The organism is Streptomyces sp. NBC_01216, from assembly GCF_035994945.1.
GTDB lineage: Bacteria > Actinomycetota > Actinomycetes > Streptomycetales > Streptomycetaceae > Streptomyces.
The window spans coordinates 15085-37474 of sequence record NZ_CP108677.1; the positions used below are offsets into that span (position 1 = coordinate 15085).

Sequence of the window (22390 nt, forward strand, 5' to 3'; positions counted from 1 at the left end):
GAGGTCGTCAGCCCGGCCGGGTTACGGCCGGGCTGACGTGCATGCGGAGTGCGTGGGGCAGGCCCCTGCCACGCGAGAGCGGGAGGCCTACCGGCGTGTTCCCACTGGCCCGGCCGCAGCGTTGGTGCGGTTCTGGTGTGTGTGCTGCCGCTATCCGGCGAGGCTGAAGGCTCCGCCTCCGGCGATCAGCGGGACGCTGCTGAGGCCGGGCGGTCTCAGCCTCCCGCCCGTACGGGTGATAGCCGAACCACCGCGCAGCGCGCACAGAGCGGCCAAGCACGGCTGGGCACGAAGTGACGCGACTTCACGAAGGTCTGTGAGCTGCAATTATGAGCCCGCATCAGCCCTGATTCGTTGGAGATCTCCGTGAAGCTGCGCCGCCTCGGCTCCTTGTACGCCGCCGTGCTCACCGCCGCTGCCCTGACCGCCTGCTCGGCCGAGACTGTGGAGGCTGACGACGCCAAGCCCACCGCCACCGCGTCCGGGATCACCAGCCCGTCCGGTGCGCCCGGCGGTACACCGGAGGAGGCGGGGCTCCCCCTGGTCGAAGCCATCGGGGCGATCCCCGTCGCCGAGGAGAAGCGGACCGGGTACGAGCGGGACAGCTTCAAGCACTGGATCGACGAAGACGGCGACTCCTGCACGACCCGGGCGGAAGTCCTGCTCGCCGAGGCGGTCACCGCGCCGGAGCAGGGCGCCCGGTGTTCCCTGAGCGGGGGCAGCTGGCTCTCGTACTACGACGAAGTCGAGGTCACCGACGCCAGGAAGCTGGACATCGACCACATGGTCCCCTTGGCCGAGGCGTGGGACAGCGGCGCCTACGACTGGACGCCCGAGCGCCGTGAGGCATACGCCAACGACCTCGGCGCGGACAGGAGCCTGGTCGCGGTCACCGCGAAGACCAACCGGTCCAAGGCCGACCGGGACCCGGCCCAGTGGATGCCGCCCGCCGAGTCCGCGACGTGCACGTACCTCGTCGACTGGACCGCCACCAAGCTCCGCTGGGCCCTGACCATGGATGAAGCCGAGAAGGCCGCACTCCTCAACCTCGCCGAGCCGTGCACCGACTCCATCGTCCAGTACGAGCCGGCCTCGTAGCTCCACCCACCCCCGGGAGGCGGACTTCACCTTCAGTGAAGGCGGATTCGACTCTGAAGCGTGCGGGCGGCCGCAGCGTCAGGAGCAGGCATGAAGGAAATCGACGAGCAACACCTCATCGAGTCGGGCCTGGTGGTGCTCGACATCACCGCGGCCGATAACGAGACCGCGCACCGGGTCGTAGCCGAGTTGGGCCAGCGCTGGGCAACGTCCGGCCCGCCCGTTCTCCGGCGGACACCCGGCGTTCCGGGCGTCAGCGCACGTGTCTACGCCGACATCCGGCGCACCGGGACCGAAGAACCGTAGATCGGAGAGCAGGGCTGGGCACGAGCGACGTGGCCACCGGGCGTCTGTGCGTACGGCACGTTGGTGGACACCCTGGGAATTCGAGCGGGCCGGGCTGTAGCGCGCAGCCTGCGGCCGGCTGGCCCCGAGCCCCTCGCCCCGAGCGCTCACAGTTCAGCCGAGGTCGTCGCGGGTGAGGTCGGGGCGCAGGCGGTGCCAGGAGGGCTGGCGCAGGCGCCCGGCCTTGGTCCGGGTCGTGTACCGGACTTCTCCGACCAGGCGGGGCTCCACCCACCGGGCACCGGTCACCGCGCGCCGCTCGGTGAACGGGCACGTTTCGGACGCCGCGGTCTCGAAAGGGCCGAGAGGGTGGTGCGCTCAGCATCGCTCCAGCCGGTGCCGACGCTGCCGACGTAGTGGAGCTCCCCGCCGGGGTGGGGTTGGCCCATGAGGAGGGCACCGGGAAGGGAAGTGAGCCTGAGCCTCCCGCGGCCTGGCACCCATCCGCCGATCACGATGTCCTCGGTCCGCACGTGCCGGACCTTGATCCACGCCCGGGACCTGATACCCGGCTCGTAGAGCGAGGTGAGGTGCTTGGCGACCATGCCTTCCAGGCCGGCAGTCCGGGTCATCTCCAGTGCTTGCCGCCCGTGCCCGACGACCGCAGCAGGCGTCGACCAGACGGCCCCGGCCAAGCGCAGGGACCCCAGGACGGAGCGGCGCTCGAAGTACGGGGTGCGGGTCAGGCCGGGGGTGTCGAGGAAGAGGATGTCGAACAGCGAAGCGCGCGGGTTCGTGGATTCCTGGGGGCGTAGGCGTAGGAACCCGACCGCGGAAGCGCTGTTTTGCCTTTCCTTCAGTCTGGTTCCCGTCCCGACGGTTCGAAGACGCCTGCGAAGAAGCGCAGTGCCTCCTGACCCTCCTCCTACGAGTGCCGTCCTGCCGAGGATCGAGCCGATGCTCGCAACACCCGGCCCCCTGCCCTCGGCGGGGGTGGAGGACCGGTGGGCGTTCGAGGTGAAGCAGGACGGCCAGCGGGCCATGGTCTACCTGCCGGGCGACGGCACCATCCTCCTGCACGCACGTTCAGGTACGGACATCACCGCCGCCTACCCCGAACTCCTCCCCCTCGCCGACGCCCTCGGCGCGCACAGGCTCCTGACCAAACTGCCGTACGCAGAGCGACGGGAACTGCTGGAAGGTCTCAAGCTGGCCGGGCCCGCCTGGTCGACGCCCGCGGCGATCGTTGGGCACGGCGCCCAGGCATGGGAGATGGCCCGGGACGCCGGACTGGAAGGGCTGATCGCGAAACGGCTCACCTCACGGTACGAGCCCGGGGCACGCTCGAAAACCTGGGTGAAGATCAAGGTCCACCGGATCGCCGACGTCGTGATCGGCGGGTGGACACCCGGGCGCGGACGGCTGACCGGCCTGCCCGGTGCCGTCCTGGTCGGCGAGCGGCGCAACGGATTGCTGCGTTACGCGGGAAGCGTCGGCACCGGCTGGAGCGAGGCCGAACGCACCCGCCTCACCGAACTCCTCCAGGCCGCGCCCATAGACGCCTGCCCCTTCGCGCAGGTCCCGCCGGTCACCGGAGCCCGGTGGGTACTCCCCCGCCTTGTCGGCGAGGTCCGCTACACCTCCCGCACCCGCGCCGGACGCCTGCGCCATCCCTCCTGGCACCGGCTACGCCCCGACCTCACTCCCCGGCGACCTGGCCTGAGAGTGCGGTGGGCAGGCGCTCCATGCGTGCCGCTCGTCTCGGGTGATCCGGGAACGTGTGACCGAGCACGGTACCTGGCGTGGATGGACAACTCCGATGCACAGAATTGGTCTACAGGTGACGCTGCAGGGAGCGCAGTAGAAGAGCGTCGGGCGCTTGCGCGTCGAAGACCATGTGAATCCTTGCTGGCACGCGCTGCGGCAACTCCTTTCGGGGGCTCAGCTGCTGAGGTCAACCACGCCCCACGCGGTGAACGGCTCGGCCTGGACGTAGATCCTGCTTCCTCGGCTGACGGCGCGGCGGCGGCCGGGCAGGTGGCCGTCGGGCAGGGTGAGCAGGCCGACGTCGGTTGGCTCGACGGATGCTTCGGTGAGCTCTCCGCGGGTGAGCCGGTCCACCTCTTCGCCGTAGCCGCCGTAGAGGGCGACCCGCTCGCCGTGGATGGCCACTGCCTTGGCGCCCCGTATCTGGTTCAGCCACACCCTCACGGGCCGGTCGGGGCGTATCTCGACGAGCGGGAAGTCGGTGTACGTGCACGCCCAGGCGGTGGTGCCCGACACGTTCAGGGCGTAGCAGTCGAAGAGGCCGGGGATGTTTGCGCCGTCGGACGTCCAGTAAATGTGGCCTGTGGGGCTCCAGCGGCGGATTCCGGCCGGGTTTTCGTCGAAGTGCCCGACCCAGATGTGGCCGGCCTCGTCCACGAGCAGGTGCTCGATGGCGTCCCCGACGGAGAAGGAGGAGGCCTCGCGGCCGAGCGCGTCGAAGACCTGGACCTGGTCCGCGTCCTCGTACCGGCGGGCGCGGGATGCTTCGACGACGAACCCGCCGTCGGGCAGGCGGTCCAGGTGCGGCCAGCGGGCCCGCACGGCGCTCAGCTCGGTGAGTTCGACGTCGCCGCCCGGATGGACGGAGACGACCAGCGCGTCGAAGGGCAGGGCATCGCCGCCGGGCTGCGGAGCACGGTCGGCAAGCAGCCAGTGGGCGGTGCCGAAGACGTCGACGGTGCTGGTCAGGACGTGGCGGGCCTGGTGCGCTCGGGGGAGGTGGGCGTAGGGAACGAGGGCAGTCTTCTGCACGGGCGGGCTCTCCTGGGCGGGCGGTCACGGCGTTCGGGCGCTGCGGTGAGCGGTGGCGGTGCGCGAGCGGTGGAGAGCGAAGCGGGGCGCCTAGAAGGCATAGCCCTTTCTGGTGGTCATGAGGTGATCATCGTCGATGTGTGGCCCCCGTGCCAAACCCTTTCGGTCCAGCGCTCACGCCGTCTGTGACCCCACCCGCTCAGCCTCGACGAGGGCCAACCCGCCCGCCAACTCGAATACACAGCGCGACAAGTCCAGTGCTCATTGGGCAGATGCAGTGCACGGTCACAAGAACGGCCTGCTGGCTGAAATCCGCATGCCGTGAACTCGCGTGTTCGAATTAATGTTCGATACAGTCAAGGTGTAGCGAGGCCGTTTGACCACATTTTGGGGGTTTTTGGGCGGAGGTTGTCATGCGAGGAAGCGTTCCTCACCTGCATGTCAGCAGTGGGTTTTCGGCCCGATACGGTGCCTCGCATCCACATGACCTCGTAGCCCGGGCCGCTGAGCGCGGGATCGAGACGGTGGCGCTGACTGACCGCGACATGGTCACCGGCGCGGTGCGTTTCGCGAAGGCCGCTGCGGCCGCCGGGGTGAAGCCGATGTTCGGTGTCGATCTGGGCGTCGCCCCTCACGTGCGTCCTGTCGGGGTGCACCGCCGTACCCCGGTGCGCGGCGGAGCGCACGTAGCGGAGGCACCGTTCCGGGCGACGTTCCTGGCCCAGGACGCAAAGGGCTGGGCGCGGCTGTGCCGGATGGTGTCTGCCGCGCACACCGAGGCCTTCCCTGGCGGCACGCCGCCGACAGCGTCGTGGGAGATGCTCGCCCAGTACGCCGACGAAGGCTTGATGGTGCTGCTCGGTCCCGCGTCGGAGCCCTTGCGGGCTCTCGCCGCCGGCCGATCCGACATCGCCGAGCAGCTTCTCGCCCCCTGGCAGCAGAGCGTCAGCGTCGGGCTGAGGCTGGAGATCGTGTGCTGGGGCCTGTCCGGTACCGGTCCAGGCTCGGTTCGCCTGGCCGCGCACACGCTCGCGCTCGCTGACCGCCTGGGTGTCCCGGCCGTGCTGACGAACGCTGTGCGGTACGCCGACCCGGTCCAGCACCGAGTCGCGGACGTGCTGGACTCGGCCAGGCTGCTGCGACCCGTCGACCGGCGGCGGCTGGACCGCGGGGAGCGCTGGCTCAAGGACGGGTCCGCGATGACCGAGATCGCCGGGCGGGTGGCGGCTGCCGCCGGGGCCGACGGGACGCGTGCAGTGCAGCTGATCGCGGACACGGTGGCCGTCGCGGAGGCGTGCGAGATCGACCCGGTCCGGGACCTCGGTCTTGGGGTACCGCATTTCCCCGAACCGTCCGTTGTCGGTGCCGAGCCGGGGCCGGAGGGGTCGATGCGGCTGCTGCGGCAGCGGTGCGAAAGTGGCATGGCCACCCGCGGTCTCCATCGCGACCGGCGTGCGATGGACCAGCTCGACTACGAGCTCGGGACCATCGGCCGCCTGCACTACGAGCCGTACTTCCTCGCCGTGGCCCAGGTCGTCGCCGACGTGCGGGACATGGGCATCCGGGTCGCAGCCCGCGGCTCCGGAGCCGGTTCCATGGTCAACCACGCACTGTTCGTCGCCACCGCGAACCCGCTGGAGCACAACTTGCTCTTCGAGCGGTTCCTGTCCGAGCGGCGCTCCTCGCTGCCGGACATCGACATCGACGTCGAGTCCGCACGCCGTCTGGAGGTCTACGACCGGATCATCACCCGCTTCGGGCGGGAGCGGGTCGCGGTCACCGGTATGCCCGAGACCTACCGGGCCCGGCACGCTCTGCGGGACACCGGCCTCGCGCTCGGGATCGCCCCGGCCACCGTGGACCGGATCGCGAAGTCCTTTCCCCACATCCGGGCGTGCGACATCCGCTCCGCCCTGTCGGAGCTTCCGGAGCTGCGGGAGCTCGCGGCTGAGGCCGGGCGGTACGGGCCGCTGTGGGAACTCGCCGAGGGCCTGGACGCGCTGCCGCGCGGGATCGCGATGCACCCGTGCGGAGTGATCCTCTCCAACGTCAGCCTCCTGGACCGGCTGCCGGTCCAGCCCACCCCCGGCGGCGAGTACCCGATGCTCCAGGCCGACAAGGAGGACGTCGAGGACCTGGGCCTCCTCAAGCTCGACGTCCTCGGGGTGCGGATGCAGTCGGCGATGGCGCACGCCGTCACCGAGATCCGCCGTACAACCGGTAGGGCGATCGACCTCGACAACCCCGACCACGTCCCGCTGGACGACCGCTTCGCCTTCGCCCTCATCCAGGCCTCAGACACGGTCGGCATGTTCCAGCTGGAGTCACCCGGACAGCAGGACCTGGTCGGCCGACTCCAGCCCCGCGGCCCGCAGGACGTCATCGCCGACATCAGCCTGTTCCGTCCCGGCCCGGTCCAGGGTGGCATGCCCGCCCTCTACATCGCCGCCCGCCACGGCGCCACACCCGCATACCCGCACCCAGACCTGGAACCGGTCCTGCGCGACACCTACGGGGTGACGATCTGGCACGAGCAGATCATCGACATCCTCGCGGTCATGACCGGCTGCGACCGCGCCCTCGGCGAAGTGGCCCGCCGCGCCCTCAGCAACGAGCAACGGCTGCCGAAGGTCGAGGCGTGGTTCCGGCAGGAGGCGGGTGCACGCGGGTACAGCCCGAAGGTGCTGGACGACGTCTGGGACATCGTCGCCTCGTTCGGCAGCTATGGATTCTGCAGAGCGCACGCCGTCGCGTTCGCCGTACCCGCGCTCCAGTCCGCGTGGCTCAAGGCCCACCACCCGGCTGCCCTGTACGCCGGGCTGCTGGAGCACGACCCAGGCATGTGGCCGGCCCGCGTCATCGTTGCCGACGCCCGCCGCCACGACGTCCCCATCCTGCCCGTCGACATCAACACCTCCCAGGCGCAGTACACGGTCGAACAGACCCGATCCGGGTGGGGCGTGCGGATCTCCCTGGCCACGGTCCACGGCATCTCCGAGGACGAGATCGCCCGAATCGCCGAGGGCCAGCCCTACACCTCCCTGCAGGACTTCTACGCCCGCGCCCACCCCAAGCTCCCGACCGTCGAACGCCTCATCAGCATCGGCGCCCTCGACCAACTCAAGGGCGAGGCGACCCGGCGGGACCTGCTGCTGCAGGCGGCCGAGCTCCACCGCCAGGCCCGCACCCGCCCCGGGACCGGGCAGCTGCCGCTCGCCACCACCCCGCACGCAGCCGACTCGTCCGGGCTGCGGGAGATGACCGCCCGCGAACGGCTGGACGCCGAGCTCGGCGTCCTCAAGATCGACGTCTCCCGGCACCTGATGGAGGACCACCACCGGCTGCTGCGGGAGATCGGCGCCACCGACGCCAAGCACCTGCGCGCGATGCACCCCGGGCAGCGCGTCCTGGTCGCCGGCGTCCGCGCCTCCACCCAGACCCCGCCGATCGCCTCGGGCAAGCGGATCATCTTCGTCACCCTCGAAGATGGCTCCGGCCTCGTCGATATCGCCTTCTTCGAGGACTCCCACGAACGGTGCGCGCACACGGTCTTCCACCACGGCCTGCTCCTCGTCCGCGGCACCGTCGAAGCCCGCGGGCCCCGGCGCACCGTGGTTGGCGAGATGGCCTGGGACCTCGACGAACTCGCCACCGCCCGCGCCACCCACGGCCCGCAGGCCGTTCTCGACCTCCTCGGCCAGGCCCCCGCGCCCACACCGGCCCAGCCCGCATCCGGGCGGACGATCCCCGACGGCACCGCGGGTGCCCGCCTGCACCCCTGGAGTGACCTCCAGCCCGCCGGCACCCGCGCCGCCGACCTCACCCGCTTCGGGCACAAGAGCCCAGGGAGCGCCGGATGACCGCGAACCCTGCCTCCCGGCGACGGGCCCGCGCGATCCTGCGGATCCACTTCCACCCCGCCGAGCGGAGCGAAGAGCTGTACGGGCATCTGCTCACTGTCCTCGACGGCATCAGCTCCCGCGTGGAACCCCTGCCCGCAGACTTGTCCGCGTACGTCGACCTCACCGGCGCCCTGACGTACTGGGGCCGCGACGTCGAGGGCCTGGTGGCCGTGCTCCGTCTGCGCCTGCTCGCGCTCCACGGTGTCCCGAGCTCGGCTGGTGCCGGCCCCACACGCTCCATCGCGGCCATGGCCGCGGACGTCACCCCGCCGGGCGCCGCCACTGTGGTCTGCGACGACCCCTACGAGATTGCCGCGTTCCTCCGCACCAAGTCGGCCGCCGCCCTGCCGGGCATCGGCCCAAAGACCGCCCGGACGCTCGCCCGCTACGGCGTCACCACCGTCGGCGACATCGCCGACACCCCGCTCCACACCCTCCAGCGCATCCTCGGAACCACAGCCGCGCGGCAGGCCCACGACCTCGCACACGGGATCGACGAACGCCCCGTCGTCCCAGGCGCCGCGCGCAAGACCACGAGCGCCAGCCACCGCTTCGACCGCGACGAACTCGACCCCGAGCGGCACCACCGAACCGTCCTCCGCCTCGTCCAGGAACTTGGCAACCGGCTACGCACCAGCGGCGAGATCGCCCAGGCGCTCACGCTCACCGTCACCTACGCCGACCGCACCCAGACCACCCGCAGCCGCACCCTCGCCGAACTCACCGCCCACTCCCCCGCCCTGGCTGCCACTGCCCGCGAACTTCTCACCGGGCTCGGCCTCCAGCGCGCCCGCGTACGCACACTCGCCCTACGGGCGGAACGGCTGCGGCCCGCCGAGGACACCGTCCACCAGCTCACCTTCGACGAACGCGACGACAAGCTCCGCCGCCTCGAAACAGCCCTCGACAAGGCCGCGACCCGCTACCGACCGGGCATCGCCGGGGCCGCATCGGCCTTCCCCCTGGGCTGCGGTACAAACGGCAGCGTGCCTAGTAATGTTCGGCCGCATGAGCATCCCCAACCCCCGGGGAGAGCGAGAGAAGCTAATTACAGCCCTCACTCCCCAGCTACGCAGGCATCTGAAGATCCGCGCCTTTGAGCACGGAATGGACATCCAGGACGCGACCGAACACGCGATCAACGCCTGGTACTCGGCGGAGGGCTTGCCCGAGGTCAAGACCGACGGGGCGAAGACCTGGGGAACGTTCCTCCCGGTCGGCGGGCCAGACGAGTTCAAGGCCGCTTGCTCAGAACGCGGCGTCACCTACGTTCAAGGACTGGCGCAGGCCCTCACCCTGTGGCTCGACAACCACCCCTCCCCCAGCTCCCCATTGGTGGCGCAGCCGGTTGTACGGGTCATAGTGGCCAACCAGAAGGGCGGTGTCGGCAAGACGTTCATCTCCTCCGGCATGGCGCAGGCCCTCGCGGAGGCCGGCCACCGTGTCCTGCTGGTCGACTACGACCCGCAGGGGCACCTCACAGCGGAGCTGGGTTTCGAAGACCTCATGTACGAGGACGACGTCGAGACGCTCATGATGCACATGGACGGGACCGCCAAGGGCGATATACACGACCTTCTGGTGGCCCTGGACGGCGAGCGGTTCGGTGAACGGCTCCATCTGCTGCCAGCGTCCGACGACGCGTTCCTCCGTGATGTCGCGCTGTCCAAGGTGAGTTTCAGCGAGGCCGCGCTGGAGCGGGCGCTGGAGCCGCTGGAGGCGGACTACGACGTCATCATCATCGACGGGCCCCCCAGCCTCGGGCTGAACATGGACACCGCGCTGTACTACGTGCGGCGGCGTGACGGTGAACTGGCGGACCGGTCCGGCGTCATCACTCCGGTGTGGGCGAACAAGGCGTCGCACAGGGCGTTCCGGCTCCTGAAGTCGCAGAAGGACGACCTGTGCCGTAAGGGGCGTATTCAGGTCGACTACCTCGGCCTGATCATCAACGCGTATGACAGCCGTCGCGGCAAGCTCGTGAAGGAGAACAAGGACCAGTGGGAGAGGAGCAGCTCCCCGGGGGTCCTTGCCGTGATCGGTGATCTCAAGGAAGGGCGCGAGGCAGCGGACGGTGAGATCCCGCTGCTGGAGTATGCACCCGACAGTGAGCACGCACAGGTGATGCGCGACTTGGCGAAGGAGCTGGCGGTATGACACCCCCCACGCAGCGGGTCACCCGCGGCTTCAGCATCGATGACGAGGGGCAGGAGGCCAAGGCCGCTCCCCGTCGTATCCGTACCCGGCAGCAGATCATGAATGGGGAGGGTAAGCGTCCGCCGGCGGCGGTGGAGCTGAGGCATCTGGCGCACAATCCGTTCAACCCCCGCGAGGAACTCACCGACGTGGGGGAGACCGCTGCTTCGTTGAAGGAGCGCGGCCAGCTCCAGCCGGTTGCTGTGGTGCGCCGTGCGGCGTTCCTGGCTGTCCATCCTGACCAGGAAGCACAGATCGGCCTTGCCGAGTACGTGGTCGTGGACGGCAACCGGCGTTTGGCTGCCGCCAACGTGGCGGGTCTGGCGGAGTTGCGGATTGACGTCAACGACGAACTCGCGGCGACCGCTGCGGACATGGTGGAGTCCGCGCTCATCGCGAACATCCATCGCGTGGATGTACCGCCGCTGGACCAGGCGCGAGCGATCCAGGAGCTTGTGGGTGTGCACGGATCGCAGGGTCAGGTGGCCAAGCGGCTCGGGAAGACACCTGCTTGGGTTTCGCAGCGTCTCGCGCTTCTGGAGCTCACGCCCGCACTCCAGGAGAAGGTGGAGACGGGCGAGCTGAAGGTGGAGCCGGCGCGCCGTATCGGCCGGATGCCGAAGGACCGGCAGGCGGCGGAAGCCGAGAGGACCGTTAACGCCGTTAATACCCCTCGGAAGCGCTCCTCCCGGGCGACGCGGGAGGGTGCGGAGTCGCCTCAGGCTGTTAACGCCGTTAATACCCCTGGGGGCGGCGGTGACGGTACGACGGAGTCGGCTCCCGTGCCGGTCGGGGACAGTGTGGTGCCGCGGCAGGCCGGTGAGGTGTCTGTTCGATCGGAGGACCTGCCGTGGAACGACCCTCAGCTGATGCTTGAACAAGTCGTGTCGCGGATGGATCCTGCCAAGCGGCGGAAGCTCACGGCGCTGCTCTTGCAGTACAACTCGAAGGAGTCGGAGACAGCTGATGTCTCGTAGGGAAGCTCGCCTCAGCGGCTGATCTCGACGCCGAAGGGGGTTCGTGTCACCCGGCTGTCTGGGTGACACGAGAACCCCCTTCGGCGTTGCTGAGATGGTCGATTCGGTGTGGTGGCTATCGGGTCGTCTGTGACCCGGCTGGTTCGGTTGCCTGTGTGGTTCGCGGCTGGGGTGCCTTGGTGAGGGGGCGTCGGTCGAGGTAGTAGCGCATCCGTACGCCGGACCGGTCGGTTCTCCTGGGGGTTCGGTCGACGGTGGCCCTCTCCCAGCAGGCGGCAACTGCTTCGCGGAACGCGGATGCGGATTCGTCGTCCGAAGCAGCGATCTCGACCAGGACACGTTCCGGCTCCGCTGCACATTCTTCGTCGGGATGGTCGGGGGAGTCGGCGGTAGGACGGTTGGGAAGCGTCGTGGCTGACTGCTGTTGCCGGTCATGTGGGGTGTGCGGGGCTGCTGAGGTGGCGGCGAGGATGATCTGAATCTGCTCGGCGAAGTACGGGCCGGGCAGGGGGATCTCGTATTCAGGATGGCGGGCGTAGCCAGCGGCAACGGCTGCGGAGACGTACTCCATGACGGCGCGGGCGGCCTCAGTGTGTGCGCGGCGGGCCGTAGGGGTGAGGCGGCTGAGGATGCGAAGGAACGTTGGGATGCTTTCTTCGATGCTGGCCGTGTTGGCAGGGGTGTCGGTGGTGTCGGTCTGCTCATGCCAGAAGGCGGCTGCTTGGCGGTCGCCCAGGGCCCGGTGGTGAAGGTAGAGGCAGTAGGAGGCGGCTGTGTCTTCGGCACCGGCGGCGTACTGCCACCAGAAGCGTGCGCTGTCGCCAGCGCCGGCGAGTTCCAGAAGGCAGCCGAGAATCCATGCGCCGCGGGGGGCGGGGACCTGGTCGGTGATGAAGTCAGAGAGCTGTCCTGGGGTGGAGCGGCTTACGGCCACTTCGCACAGCGACCGTAGGTACGCTGCCGCGGTTTCGTCTGCCAGGTCACGGCCGTAGCCCTCTGCCAGGGGCAGCGCCTCAGGCGTGGAAGGGGGGTAGGCGGTGTCCTCGTACGCGACGGTGTCTCGCGGCACCTGCACGTCGTCTAGCAGCAGGGCTCGGGCAAGGAGGTCGTCGATGGTGCTCATTTCGGGGTGATCACTCCCGGGTTGTCATGGTGGGGGTAGATGCTCTCCAGTGCCCCTCGGGCGTGGTGGTCGTAGGCGTGAATGAGGGCGGGGGACAGGCCGGTGACCGTGGGGAGGGTGTCCTCATCAATGCCGCACAGGTAGCGCAGGACGACGAGGTCGAGGTGGTCCTGGGGGAGGCGGCCGACGGCGTCGAAGAAGGCAGCCATCTCACCGATTTCGGCCAGACGAGTCGCCATGTCGTCGATCTGGCTCTGGGCAACGGTGGAGAACGACGCGGAACGCAGGTCGGGGTGGCCGTCGGGGTGGTGATGGGCGCGGAGCATGACGCGCGAGCGCAGCAGGCGCCATGCGTGTCGGCGGACGTCAGGGCTCGCGACGGCTTCGTCCCAGCGGAGCCAGAGGATGTCGGAGGTCTCCGCGACGACCCAGGTGGCGCGCCTGTCTTGGAGGAAGGTGCGGGCGTAGGCGGTGTAGGGCCCTCGCATTGCCTGGGTGAAGGCCTGGTGGGCCACGGGTGGTTGTTCCTGCGTCAGGTACTGGACCTCGTGTATGCGTTCCTCGATCCACGTCTGGGGCTTGTTGGCTTCGCGGGCAGCCCCGGCCCACAGTCGGCGCAGTGGCCAGACGGGAAGGTCCAGGGCACGCACCACGCTGTAGGTGATCTCCCAGGTGGGGTAGTACTCCATGCCGCGCAGGAGGGCGGAGATACGGGTCTTGGAGTAGCCGGTGAGGCCGACGAGTTCGTCGAGAGTGAGGCGGGAGGCGGCCAGGCGGTTGCGTACCGGTTTCAGCCATGCCTGGTGGCAGGCGCCCGCCTGTTGTGAGATCGGCCCCTGCTTGCGGCCTCGCCGGCTCGGTTCCTCTGCCTTGGGCTGCTCCGGGACGGACGGTGGGGTCATCGCAGTGGCTCCTCCGGCCCGGCCGTGGCCGGCGGGGAGTCCACGGCGTCGGCGCGCCGTGTCTCCGTGCCGGTGAAGGCGACGACGATCTGCTGCACGAGCAGGCCGAGCGAGGGCAGCAGCGCGGCTACAGCCGCGAGTTGCCCCAGTACGGTCATGACCGTGCTCCACGCGAGGATTGTCGCCAGCACGGCAACGATCCACTTCTGCTTCTTGGGCATCGCACCATTCCCCTGAACTGGGTCCGTCTGAAAGGGCCTTCCGTGGCGGTGCTGACGCGCCGCGGGGGCTGGATCCAGCATGGTGTGCCGACCGTCAACCACTCAACGTGATCATGGAGTTACGGAACAATGCCGTCAGGGGTGGGGAGGCGTCCCGCTCTCAATACGCCACGACGCTCCGCGGTGAGGGCAAAACAGTGCTAAACGAACTCTTTTGACGGCGAAAATGCACATCGTCTTGCGGCACCCCCGGCTGGGCGCACCATGGAGGCGGGCGCCCTTGAGGCGTCGGACCTTCCCGTCTGGAAGGCCGTGCTGTCCCTTCGTGCTGAAGAACGACCGGAGGGGACTGCATTGCTCCCGCCCGCCCTCGTGCCGGGCGGGAGCCTTCGTCGAGCTGTTGAAGGGCAGCGTTTTGACCAGTGGGCGCCGCTGCCGTCGATGCCGCCTGCGACACCAGCCGTAGATGGCCACCCTGCCCGGCTGGATCCCCTCTCGATATCGCTGGCTTGCGCGCGTGAAGGTGGCTTCGGCGGTCCCTGAAATGCGAGAAGGCCCGTGCCCCCCAGCGGCGATTCGCCGGGGGCACGGGCCTTCAATGTGCTGGTCGTGTGGTCAGACCACCAGGTCGCGGGTGCGCCGTGGTCAGGGTTGGGGATGTGGCGGCGGTCGTCTGCGCGGCGGGGTGCCGCATGGTGGTGATCAAGACGGCTCCGGGCTCGGCGGGCGGTGCCCGGACCGTACGCCACGTGTCGCCCCCCTCGCATTCCACGGTCGTGGTCCGGGCCCGGATATGGAGGAAGATGCTGTGAGTCAGGACTGCGCGCGGGGTGCGGGGGATGGGCTCCGGTGGACCGTCGGCCGGGGGCACGGGTAAGGGTGCCGCCAGCCGTGAGCGCGGCCATGGACGCTGTGAGCATGACTCAGCGGGCCAGGTTGGCGAGGAAGGACTCGGCTGCCGACCACGGGGTCAGCTCGATGCCGAAGCCGCTGTGGGCATCGGGGCCTTGGATGTGGACCAACCGGCCGGACAGGTAGACGACGTCGCCGGTGCGGAACGCACCGGTGTACGCACCGAGGTAGCTGCGAAGGTGGGTGATCCGGCGGGCGAACACGGACGGCTCGTCGACCGTGGATTCCGTGACCGTGTCCACTTCGATCCCGTAGAGCGCCGGCGTGACCAGGCCTTCGGAGTGATCCGTGATACGGGCAAGGACGGAGATCGCCCCCACCTCCTTGGCAACCACCCCGGCGAACGTCCTGTCGCCGTCGGCCCTCAGCGGCTCGCAGTTGATGTGGGCCCCCGCTCCGGCTGTCAGTCCCTGCAGTTTGCGGGCCTCCTGACGCATGAGCGCGTCGAAGCTTCCTCCCACCATGTACTTGGCGCGCCGGACGTACAGCCGGGTGAGGGTCTCGCCCTCGTAGGGGTGGATGAGGGCACGTTCGGCGAACAGTGCTTGCGCGGCCTCGTAGCCGTGCGGCCCGTAGCAGACCAGATCGATGTCGGAGCGGGCGTTGCAGGCGCCGACGAGGAAGGACCCGGTCACGCCGATGACGTCCGCAGCGCCGGCCGCGACGATCCAGTTGATGATGGCGAGCAGGTCGTCGCCGACCGCTGTTTGGTCCAGGAGGCCGGGGGCCTGGTGCAGTGCGGTGAGGGTCTGGCGGCAGGAGTAGTGGGTGATGATCTCCTCGCGGGGCACGCCGGTGATGACGCATCCCACGGCGGGGGAGTAGATGTAGCACTCGGGCCGGTCGGCGAGGATCCCGAACGCTTTGGACACGACGCTGTTTTGCCGGTACGTCCGGCCGAACAGCACCCGGTCGCCGCGGTCGTCCGGGTAGTACTTGACGTACCCCAGGAAGTGCGTGCCGGGATGGACATCGCCGACGACTTTGAAGATCACCCCGGCGCGGTCCAGGAGGTAGTCGCGGTCACGGATGGTCGCCAGCGCTGTGCCCAGCGGCGAACTCTTCGAGCCGGAGGAAGAGGGCGGTATCGACCGTCCCGGTGCGCTCATACTGCTCGAGTCCCTTCGTGAAGAGATGGCGGCGGTACTGCCACTTCAGGTGCTTGTCCGTACGGGAGGGGTCGGTGGGCCGCATCAGGGCGAGGAAGAACAGGGCCTTGACGAGCAGGTATGCGCCCAGGTTCTGGCTGACCGGCTGTCCGGTTGCGGTCAGGCTCGCGTCGTCCAGCACGGCGGTGTAGCGGCGCCGCTGGCCGGGGCTGGCGGTGTAGCCCTTGCTGCCGCCCTTGAAGGCGATGATTTCCAGGGCCGGGAGGACGTCGTATCCGAGTGGCACCAGGCCGTGGTGCTGCCAGTCGATGACCCCGGCCGGAAGGACGTTGGGCAGGCCGTAATCGAGGTGGCCCGCCGCCAGGGGAACCGTGCCAAGGCGGTCCAGCGCGTGATCGAGCGCGGCGTGCGTCCGGGTGTTGTCCAGGTCGGGGTTCTCCTGGAAGACGTTCTGGGTGAACCCGGCGCTGTCCAGCCACTGCCGCAGTGAGCCGGGCGTGGGCTGGACGAGGTGGGCGGCCTGGGCGCGCAGCAGCCGGGCGGCGACCTGTGCGGCGGTGTCGGCGACGTCGTCGGCCAGAGCACGGCCGCCGTCCAGGGACGCCACCGCCCGGTCGTGCAGCGTCTGGTCGCCCAGCGACTCCTCCACGACGTAGTACTGGCCGTCGTCGGTGACGCCCTCCTCCAGGACGTGCGGGACCGGGTAGTTAAGGTCGGCGATCCGGCGCTGGAATTCTGCCTCCGCTTGGAGCTCGGCTCCGCCAGTGCGCCGGTAGCGCGTTCCGTCGGCGGAGACGTACACCACTCCGTCGGCGGCAGTCCGCTTCTTGACGAACTGCCAGTTGTTCTCGTTCATCAGCTCTCTCCTCCCGGCTCCTCTGCGAAGCCGTGGATGACCGGGTACTCGGGGATGGCCCGGGACAGGATCCGGACGTCCATGACCCAGCGCATATCACCCGCCGCGACGTGGCGCCGAAGTTCGGCGCGGGCGTCACTCCCGGGTGTGTCCGGCCGGGTCAGGTGGGCGCGGCGCCAGAACTTCAGCAGGCCCGGGAGCTGGGCCGCGGTGATGCCCGCCCGGATGTGTAGTGAGCACAGGGGCAGGAACCAGGTGAGGAACAGCTCTCGTAGCGCCGGGCTGACGCGGTGCACCTCGCACAGCCGCTCCAGCGTCGCGGTGTCGTCGTACGGGATGCGCCCGTGCAACGCGTACCGCAGCCGCGATCCGTTGTGCCTGCGGAACGGTGCCCCGTAGGCAGCGACGTTCACCGCGGCGTTCTCGGTGACCGTCATCACCGGCTGCCCGGCACCGTGCCGGGCGGCGGCGGCCAGCACGGCGATGTGCACGCCGACCCGCGGGTCCAGGACCAGGCCGTCGAGCCCGAGCGGCGCGAGGCTGATGCCGTGGTCGCGGGTGCGGGACAGGATCAGCCGCTCCGGGACGTTCTGCGCGATGGTCAGCAGATGCCCTGGTGGCTTGGCGTGGTGGGCGTGGAAGTCATCACGCGCGAGCACCGGCGTGCCGGGGGACCGGTCCCAGACCAGCAACCGCCGAGTGTGCGGCCGGGAGCCCTGGTGCCCGCACGCCCGGCAGGCGTGGGCGACCGTGCCGGTCATGTGGCCGCAGCGGGTGCAGAGACGGACCGCGACGGGAGTGAGGGTCAGGACCCTGTCCTGCAGGAGGCGCTCGGTCATCTCCAGCGCGAGGGCGGCCACGACGGGCGCGGTGTCGGTGAGAACGCCACCGGACGGAGCCGCTCCCGGTACGTACTTCGCGGCGATCGCGCGCTCCTCCCGCTCCTGCCGTCCGACGGTGCCACGGTCCGGGGCGTCGCGGTGGCGCAGGTCTCCGGCCAAGGTGGCGGTGTTCCACAGATGCGGGACCGGCCCGGTACCGAGGAGGGCGTTGAGCGCGTCGGCCGCGCGGATGCCAGCCGCCTTGCCCGGCCGTTCGGCGAGGGTGAAGGGGCCGTTCTGCACGGGCCCGTTGAGGTACAGCACGTTGTTCATGGCCGCGGCCTCCTCAGCAGTCCGGCTGGATGGTGCTGCGGGCGTGGAACAGGCCGTCGATCTGCTCGTAGACCAGGACGGCGGCGTTGGGTGTCTTGTGCTCCCGGGCCTCGTCGACCAGTTCTGTCACCGGCCGGCGCTCCAGGACCGCGCGCAGCGCGAGGATCGCGGTGTGGTGCGTGAACGCCACGACATTCGCTGCGGAGGCGGTGTGCAGGCCGTCGACGAACGCCGTGGCCCGCCGCAGGACGCCGCCCGCGAGGGACTCCCCACCGTCGCCCGGGGGCGTCCACAGGTGCTTGCGGGTCTGCCGGTCCTCCGCCCCCTCGGGGTAGGTGGCGTACAGCTCGTGTTTGGTCATGTAGGTGGCTGCGCCGTAGTGCTGCTCGTTGAGGAGCGCGGTCACTTCGTAGGGCAGGCCGGGCAGAGCGAGTTCGGCGGTGTCGAGGGCGCGGCGGTACTGCGAGGTGCGGATCGCCGGGTCGGGTCCGGTCAGGTCCCGCAGCGTCTGCCGCAGCCACAGGCACTGGTGGAAGCCTCGGGGAGTGAGGCCGACGATGTCCCGGGACAGGGCATGCGCGGCTGGCCCGGTCCACGGGCGGGGGTTCTCGTAGAAGCCGGTGTACTTGGTGGCGTTCTCAATCGATTCGGCGTGACGAACAAGGAAGAGCATCGTCATCCTCTTCAGGTTCAGGGAAGGGGAGTTGGTGAAGCGTGGCCGTGCGGGTGCGGTCCCGGATGGGGCGCGGCGGGGTGGGCGGCTCTGTGCGGGTGAGCGCGGTCTCGGGGAGGAGTCCGAGCTGTCCGGCGGCCGCCGTACGGGCGGCGAGGGTGATGGAGCGGGTGATCCGGTGGTGTCCGTGGTCGATGCGCAGGTGGCAGAGCTGGCAGGCGGCGAGCAGGTTCGTCTCTCGCACGTCTTCGGGGGTGTGGTTGAGGTGGGCGGTGGTGAGGCCGACCACGGACCCGGTATCGGGGTGGATCTCCTCGTGGACGGCGGGGCAGCGGCCGCCGGGGTGCGCCAGGCCGCACTGGCCTGTGCACTCGCAGCGGCCGCGGGCCCGCTCGAACCGGATCCGCGCGCTGATCTCGTTCCAGTCGCGCGGGTAGCGGTGCAGGTTCTCGGGACGGATGGGCACGGCGGCTCCGCTACTCGCCGCCGGCGGCCTGGCGCTGCTCGAAGGCTTCGAGCAGCTCGCCCAGGTCGTTCGGCTCGGGCGCGGTGCCGACCCACGTGCCGTCTTCGGTGAAGACCTCCACGTCGGTGGTGTCGGCGTCGAACCAGCAGACGTACGGCCCGTACCGCTCGATGAGGGCCGTGGCGACGGCGGCCGGGTCAGTCATCAGCGGCGCGGTTTCCAGCACGGTGAGCGCGGTGACGACCAGCCACATCGGCTCGTCCGGTGTGCGGGGGAGCCGGAGGTAGCCGGTGACGCGGAGCTTGTCGCCGGGGACCAGGTCGTGGATGACCGCGTGCGCCAGCTCCGCGTCGGCGACGCTGCACGGCAGGATCATCTCGTCCGTGCGCTCGTCCGTCGGGGAGACGGTGAGGCGGAACCGCGCCGTCGACCCGTGCAGGTCACCCGGCACGGTCTCTTCGTCCAGGAAGCCGTCCAGCGCTATCGCGTCGTCGCCCATGGGTCAGCCAGCCTTCCGGACCGGCGTCTGGTGGGCGGCGTCGTACGCCTCCAGGACCGCCTTGCGCACCATGCCCGCGTCGGCAACCTGGTGGCCGTTGGCGCGCGCCCACGTCCTGATGGCGGCGAGCTCCTCCCGGGTGCGGCCGCTGCCCAGGCCCGAGCGGATGGGGGTGGGCGCGGTGGCGGCCGCCGTGGTGGTGCGGGTGCCGGCCTTCACGGTGCGCAGCTCCTCCTGCGCCTTCTCCAGTTCGGCCTTGGCCTTGGCCACCTTCGCCTCCGCCTCGCGCTGCGCGGCCTCGCTGTCGCGGCGCTCGGTCAGCTCGGACAGGTCGGCGGTGATGCGGGCGGCGCGGCTGCGGACCGAGGCGGCCGGGTGCGCGGCCGCCCAGTCGAGCAGTTCCTGGATCTCGTTGGAGACGGCGAGCGGGACGACCGGGACTTCGATGCCCGGGGCGTCGGCGGCCGTGCGGGGCAGTCCGAGGACGTGGCTGGCGAGGAGGTCGCTGAGTTCGGTCTCGCTCAGGCCGGTGGCCTCGCGGATGGCCTGCTCGGTGTCGCCGTTGTTGTGCATGGAGATCGCCATGGCCTCGTGCGCGGACAGGGCCGGGGCGGCGGGGGTGTTCGTCATCGTGGGTGCGTCTCCGGTTTCCGGGATGAGGGGGAGCAGGGCGGTGAGGGTGTCGGTGTCGGTGGGCAGCCCGAGGACGTCCAGGAGCAGCACCATGTCGTCCTTGTCGCGGGAGCTGCGGGCGGTGACCCGGGCCGCGGCGGCGAGCTGCTGCTGCGGGTTCGGGTCCAGGGGCAGCGCTTCGGCCTCGAGGGCTTCGGTCCAGTCGGTGAACACGGTCAGGCCGCCTTGCCGCTGGCGACCAGCTCCAGCACGCGCCGGTTGGACGCGGCCTGTGCGGGGGTGATCGGTTCCTTCCAGCGGTTGTACGGCGCGGGCCGGGTGGGGATGGACTCCAGCTCGAGGCGGGCGAGGGCCAGTTCACGGACGGTCGGCGGCACGACGCGCGCCGCGCGTGCCCTCTCCCGCCGGAGCCGGTCCTGTTCAGCGACCACGCCGACCCAGTCGTCCCCGAGCCGCGCCACGAGCTGCTTGCGTAGCTGCTTACGGTCGCGGGCGGTGGTCGCCGCCCACACCCCGGCCTTCGTCAGGTCGGCGTTGGCGAGCGCCCACTTCAGGCAGCCCTTGACGATCGGGCAGCCGGAGCAGGCGTGCTTTGCCTTGACGAGCGCCTTCTCCCGGGCGCGGGGGTCTTCGTCTGTGTTGTGGATGTCCTCGATGGCGAACAGGCCGGGTTCCGTGCGGCAGCGCAGGGCCTGGTCGGTGTGGGGGAAGGGGATCCGGTCGTCGGCCGCGATGAACGTCGGCGGCTGTGGGACGCCGGTGCGGTTGCCGCTCATGAAGTGCCCTCCGGAGCGAGATGAGGGAGTTGGAGGAGGACCTGGTCCACGAGGTCCTGCGTGGGGCGCCACGGCCCGAGCTGGCCGTGCAGCCACGGGATGGGGAGGGCGAGCTCCTGGACGTCGGCGAGGACCAGGTGGTGAACGTCGGGCTGCGCCCAGCGGGAGCACGGGGCGGACTCCGGGGAATTGCATTTGATGCGTGAGGTTGGGCTGTCTGAGCTGGGGATCTGCGGCATCACTGTGCCTCCTGAGGGTGGGCGAGGCAGGCTTTTGACCTGCGCTCTTGCCGTGGATCAGTCATCTGATGCATGATTCGCGCACCCCGAGAAAGAGGGCTGCGTGACGACGACGGACTTGAGTGAAGGCTCTGCCCGGCTGGTGCTGCTGAACGGCGTGACGCTTCTACATCCCGAAGACGCCGTTTTCGAGGCGATGTTGGAAGGCTGGACGCGGCAGCAGCGTGGAGGCCGGCGTCTGCAGGCGAAGACGATCGGCGACCGTCTGCGCGTGGTGCGGCAGTTCAACGATTTCGCCGGGGCCTACCCGTGGAACTGGTCGGCCGCCGCGATGGACGAGTGGACGACTTACCTGATCGCGGAACTGCACCGCGCGGAGTCGACGATCCGCGGCTACCAGACGGCCGTTCGCCTGTTCAGCGACTACATCACCTCGCCGCACTATCAGTGGCCCCAGGAATGCGAACGGCGCTTCGGCACGCACCCGGTGCAGATCTGCCACGAGTGGAACACCGCCGCACACCTCATCGACTACGAGGGGCAGGCGGGCCGACGGCCGATGACCCGGGAGGAGATCCAGCTTCTCCTCGACTACGCCGACGACCAGGTCGAGCGCGCCATCAGACTCGGCCGCAAAGGTGCCCTGGCCGCATACCGGGACGCCACCGTGTTCAAAGTCCTCTACGGCTGGGGGCTGCGGTGCACGGAGGCGTCGAAGCTGGATCTCAACGACTGGTACCGCAATCCGAGGGCCGCGGACCTGGGCCGGTTCGGAACGCTGCACGTCCGGTACGGCAAGCGGTCCAAGGGTTCCCCGCCTCGTCGTCGGACCGTTCTGAGCGTGATGCCCTGGGCCGTGGAAGCGGTCGACGACTACGTCACCAACATCCGCCCCCGCTATCGTGCCGTGGCCGGGGCCGCCTTGTGGCCCACCGAGCGCGGCGGCCGACTCCAGAGCCGCGAGATCGAGGAGCGCTTCGCGGAGTACCGCGAGGCGCTGGGCCTGGACTCCGATCTCGTGCCGCACTGTCTGCGGCACAGCCATGTCACCCACCAGATCGAGGACGGCGCCGACCCGGCGTTCGTCCAGCGGCAGGTCGGCCACCGCTACGCCTCGACGACCGCGCTCTACACCGGAGTGAGCGGGGACTTCATGAACACGATGATGCGCAAGGTCTTGGACAAGGCCCTGCACCAGGGACAGTAGGGAGACGACGTGACGACGAAACTGGACTACCGGTGGCATCTGCGGGAGGTCATGGCCACCCGCGGCATGTTCTCCACCACCGATCTGCGGCCCCTGCTGGCTGAGCGCGGCATTGACCTGTCGGCCAGCCAGGTCTACCGGCTGGTCGTCGAGCGTCCGGAACGGCTCAGCCTGACCACGCTGATGGCGCTCCTCGACATCCTCCAGTGCCGCATGGAGGACCTGATCGAACCAGTGGCCGCACGGGCGGCGGGCAGGAAGACGGCAGCAGCAGGAGGCGACGGCACGGCTGCCGGCCCTGCAGCCGGTGTCGGCGATTACCGGCCCAAGCGGGCCCGTATCACACCCGCGGGGGAGTAGCGC

General features: G+C 69.8%; 21 protein-coding genes and 2 pseudogenes. 9 read left to right on the plus strand and 14 right to left on the minus strand.

Features of this window, described 5'->3' with window-relative positions:
- Nucleotides 1–366 precede the first annotated feature (366 nt).
- A complete protein-coding gene (locus OG393_RS00055) occupies nucleotides 367–1098 on the plus strand; it encodes an HNH endonuclease family protein (protein ID WP_327372408.1) in 732 nt (243 codons plus the stop codon).
- Nucleotides 1099–1188: 90 nt separating this feature from the next.
- Complete coding sequence (locus tag OG393_RS00060; RefSeq protein WP_327372409.1) at nucleotides 1189–1404, plus strand: DUF6207 family protein; 216 nt, start codon at nucleotides 1189–1191, stop codon at nucleotides 1402–1404.
- 153 nt (nucleotides 1405–1557) lie between these two features.
- Here OG393_RS00060 and OG393_RS00065 read toward each other — a convergent pair.
- A pseudogene (locus OG393_RS00065) lies at nucleotides 1558–2165 on the minus strand (ATP dependent DNA ligase); the annotation flags it as partial.
- A gap of 175 nt (nucleotides 2166–2340) precedes the next feature.
- Here OG393_RS00065 and OG393_RS00070 point away from each other — a divergent pair.
- A pseudogene (locus tag OG393_RS00070) lies at nucleotides 2341–3090 on the plus strand (ATP dependent DNA ligase); the annotation flags it as partial.
- A gap of 234 nt (nucleotides 3091–3324) precedes the next feature.
- Here the strand turns inward: OG393_RS00070 and OG393_RS00075 are convergent.
- Complete coding sequence (locus tag OG393_RS00075; protein ID WP_327372410.1) at nucleotides 3325–4182, minus strand: hypothetical protein; 858 nt, start codon at nucleotides 4180–4182, stop codon at nucleotides 3325–3327.
- A gap of 413 nt (nucleotides 4183–4595) precedes the next feature.
- Here OG393_RS00075 and OG393_RS00080 point away from each other — a divergent pair, with 413 nt between their 5' ends.
- From OG393_RS00080 to OG393_RS00095, 4 genes are read left to right on the plus strand one after another with little or no spacing between them, the layout of a single operon-like run.
- Nucleotides 4596–8042: a DNA polymerase III subunit alpha gene (locus OG393_RS00080; protein WP_327372411.1), complete on the plus strand. Its 3447-nt coding sequence runs from the start codon at nucleotides 4596–4598 to the stop codon at nucleotides 8040–8042.
- Entirely contained in the window at nucleotides 8039–9184 is a 1146-nt protein-coding gene (locus OG393_RS00085) for a DNA polymerase Y family protein (RefSeq protein ID WP_327372412.1), read from the plus strand. The genes OG393_RS00080 and OG393_RS00085 overlap by 4 nt, the downstream gene beginning before the upstream one ends.
- A complete protein-coding gene (locus OG393_RS00090) occupies nucleotides 9093–10241 on the plus strand; it encodes a ParA family protein (protein ID WP_327372413.1) in 1149 nt (382 codons plus the stop codon). The genes OG393_RS00085 and OG393_RS00090 overlap by 92 nt, the downstream gene beginning before the upstream one ends.
- On the plus strand, nucleotides 10238–11257 hold the full coding sequence (locus OG393_RS00095) for a ParB/RepB/Spo0J family partition protein (RefSeq protein WP_327372414.1): 1020 nt from the start codon (nucleotides 10238–10240) through the stop codon (nucleotides 11255–11257). Before OG393_RS00090 ends, OG393_RS00095 begins: the two co-directional genes overlap by 4 nt.
- A gap of 115 nt (nucleotides 11258–11372) precedes the next feature.
- On the opposite strand, the gene OG393_RS00100 is transcribed toward OG393_RS00095, so the two are convergent.
- From OG393_RS00100 to OG393_RS00155, 12 genes are all read right to left on the minus strand, one after another.
- A complete protein-coding gene (locus OG393_RS00100; protein ID WP_327372415.1) occupies nucleotides 11373–12380 on the minus strand; it encodes a DUF6207 family protein in 1008 nt (335 codons plus the stop codon).
- Nucleotides 12377–13282, minus strand: a complete 906-nt coding sequence (locus tag OG393_RS00105; RefSeq protein WP_327372416.1) for an XRE family transcriptional regulator — start codon at nucleotides 13280–13282, stop codon at nucleotides 12377–12379. Before OG393_RS00105 ends, OG393_RS00100 begins: the two co-directional genes overlap by 4 nt.
- The gene (locus OG393_RS00110; RefSeq protein WP_327372417.1) at nucleotides 13279–13503 is read right to left on the minus strand and encodes a hypothetical protein; all 225 of its coding nucleotides are present in this window, start codon (nucleotides 13501–13503) and stop codon (nucleotides 13279–13281) included. The genes OG393_RS00105 and OG393_RS00110 overlap by 4 nt, the downstream gene beginning before the upstream one ends.
- Nucleotides 13504–14426: 923 nt before the next feature.
- A complete protein-coding gene (locus tag OG393_RS00115; RefSeq protein WP_327372418.1) occupies nucleotides 14427–15524 on the minus strand; it encodes a hypothetical protein in 1098 nt (365 codons plus the stop codon).
- Nucleotides 15439–16380 carry a phosphotransferase gene (locus OG393_RS00120; RefSeq protein WP_327372419.1) on the minus strand — a complete coding sequence of 314 codons (942 nt, stop codon included), beginning with the start codon at nucleotides 16378–16380 and terminating at the stop codon, nucleotides 15439–15441. The genes OG393_RS00115 and OG393_RS00120 overlap by 86 nt, the downstream gene beginning before the upstream one ends.
- A complete protein-coding gene (locus OG393_RS00125; RefSeq protein ID WP_327372420.1) occupies nucleotides 16380–17534 on the minus strand; it encodes a hypothetical protein in 1155 nt (384 codons plus the stop codon). Before OG393_RS00125 ends, OG393_RS00120 begins: the two co-directional genes overlap by 1 nt.
- 13 nt (nucleotides 17535–17547) lie before the next feature.
- Complete coding sequence (locus OG393_RS00130) at nucleotides 17548–18213, minus strand: histidine phosphatase family protein (RefSeq protein WP_327372421.1); 666 nt, start codon at nucleotides 18211–18213, stop codon at nucleotides 17548–17550.
- Nucleotides 18173–18673 carry a hypothetical protein gene (locus tag OG393_RS00135; protein ID WP_327372422.1) on the minus strand — a complete coding sequence of 167 codons (501 nt, stop codon included), beginning with the start codon at nucleotides 18671–18673 and terminating at the stop codon, nucleotides 18173–18175. The genes OG393_RS00130 and OG393_RS00135 overlap by 41 nt, the downstream gene beginning before the upstream one ends.
- A gap of 10 nt (nucleotides 18674–18683) precedes the next feature.
- Nucleotides 18684–19172 (minus strand): hypothetical protein, encoded by a 489-nt coding sequence (locus tag OG393_RS00140; protein ID WP_327372423.1) that lies wholly within the window; start codon nucleotides 19170–19172, stop codon nucleotides 18684–18686.
- Between the two features lie 3 nt (nucleotides 19173–19175).
- Complete coding sequence (locus OG393_RS00145; RefSeq protein WP_327372424.1) at nucleotides 19176–20018, minus strand: Lsr2 family DNA-binding protein; 843 nt, start codon at nucleotides 20016–20018, stop codon at nucleotides 19176–19178.
- Nucleotides 20019–20020: 2 nt separating this feature from the next.
- Nucleotides 20021–20581: a WhiB family transcriptional regulator gene (locus tag OG393_RS00150; RefSeq protein WP_327372425.1), complete on the minus strand. Its 561-nt coding sequence runs from the start codon at nucleotides 20579–20581 to the stop codon at nucleotides 20021–20023.
- Nucleotides 20578–20820: a hypothetical protein gene (locus tag OG393_RS00155; RefSeq protein WP_327372426.1), complete on the minus strand. Its 243-nt coding sequence runs from the start codon at nucleotides 20818–20820 to the stop codon at nucleotides 20578–20580. The genes OG393_RS00150 and OG393_RS00155 overlap by 4 nt, the downstream gene beginning before the upstream one ends.
- 103 nt (nucleotides 20821–20923) lie before the next feature.
- On the opposite strand from OG393_RS00155, the gene OG393_RS00160 reads away from it, so the two are divergent.
- Complete coding sequence (locus tag OG393_RS00160) at nucleotides 20924–22027, plus strand: tyrosine-type recombinase/integrase (RefSeq protein WP_327372427.1); 1104 nt, start codon at nucleotides 20924–20926, stop codon at nucleotides 22025–22027.
- Between the two features lie 9 nt (nucleotides 22028–22036).
- The gene (locus tag OG393_RS00165; protein ID WP_327372428.1) at nucleotides 22037–22387 is read left to right on the plus strand and encodes a helix-turn-helix domain-containing protein; all 351 of its coding nucleotides are present in this window, start codon (nucleotides 22037–22039) and stop codon (nucleotides 22385–22387) included.
- The last annotated feature ends 3 nt before the right edge of the window (nucleotides 22388–22390 follow it).

Excerpts from the sequence above, each read along its gene's own strand:
- OG393_RS00155 (WP_327372426.1), bottom strand. The coding sequence starts at position 20,820 with ATGCCGCAGATCCCCAGCTCAGACAGCCCAACCTCACGCATCAAATGC.
- OG393_RS00110 (WP_327372417.1), bottom strand. The coding sequence starts at position 13,503 with ATGCCCAAGAAGCAGAAGTGGATCGTTGCCGTGCTGGCGACAATCCTC.
- OG393_RS00150 (WP_327372425.1), bottom strand. The coding sequence starts at position 20,581 with ATGAGCGGCAACCGCACCGGCGTCCCACAGCCGCCGACGTTCATCGCG.
- OG393_RS00125 (WP_327372420.1), bottom strand. The coding sequence starts at position 17,534 with ATGAACAACGTGCTGTACCTCAACGGGCCCGTGCAGAACGGCCCCTTC.
- OG393_RS00095 (WP_327372414.1), top strand. The coding sequence starts at position 10,238 with ATGACACCCCCCACGCAGCGGGTCACCCGCGGCTTCAGCATCGATGAC.
- OG393_RS00115 (WP_327372418.1), bottom strand. The coding sequence starts at position 15,524 with ATGAGCGCACCGGGACGGTCGATACCGCCCTCTTCCTCCGGCTCGAAG.
- OG393_RS00090 (WP_327372413.1), top strand. The coding sequence starts at position 9,093 with ATGAGCATCCCCAACCCCCGGGGAGAGCGAGAGAAGCTAATTACAGCC.
- OG393_RS00130 (WP_327372421.1), bottom strand. The coding sequence starts at position 18,213 with ATGACGATGCTCTTCCTTGTTCGTCACGCCGAATCGATTGAGAACGCC.
- OG393_RS00060 (WP_327372409.1), top strand. The coding sequence starts at position 1,189 with ATGAAGGAAATCGACGAGCAACACCTCATCGAGTCGGGCCTGGTGGTG.
- OG393_RS00080 (WP_327372411.1), top strand. The coding sequence starts at position 4,596 with ATGCGAGGAAGCGTTCCTCACCTGCATGTCAGCAGTGGGTTTTCGGCC.
- OG393_RS00140 (WP_327372423.1), bottom strand. The coding sequence starts at position 19,172 with ATGGGCGACGACGCGATAGCGCTGGACGGCTTCCTGGACGAAGAGACC.
- OG393_RS00120 (WP_327372419.1), bottom strand. The coding sequence starts at position 16,380 with ATGAACGAGAACAACTGGCAGTTCGTCAAGAAGCGGACTGCCGCCGAC.
- OG393_RS00085 (WP_327372412.1), top strand. The coding sequence starts at position 8,039 with ATGACCGCGAACCCTGCCTCCCGGCGACGGGCCCGCGCGATCCTGCGG.
- OG393_RS00100 (WP_327372415.1), bottom strand. The coding sequence starts at position 12,380 with ATGAGCACCATCGACGACCTCCTTGCCCGAGCCCTGCTGCTAGACGAC.
- OG393_RS00105 (WP_327372416.1), bottom strand. The coding sequence starts at position 13,282 with ATGACCCCACCGTCCGTCCCGGAGCAGCCCAAGGCAGAGGAACCGAGC.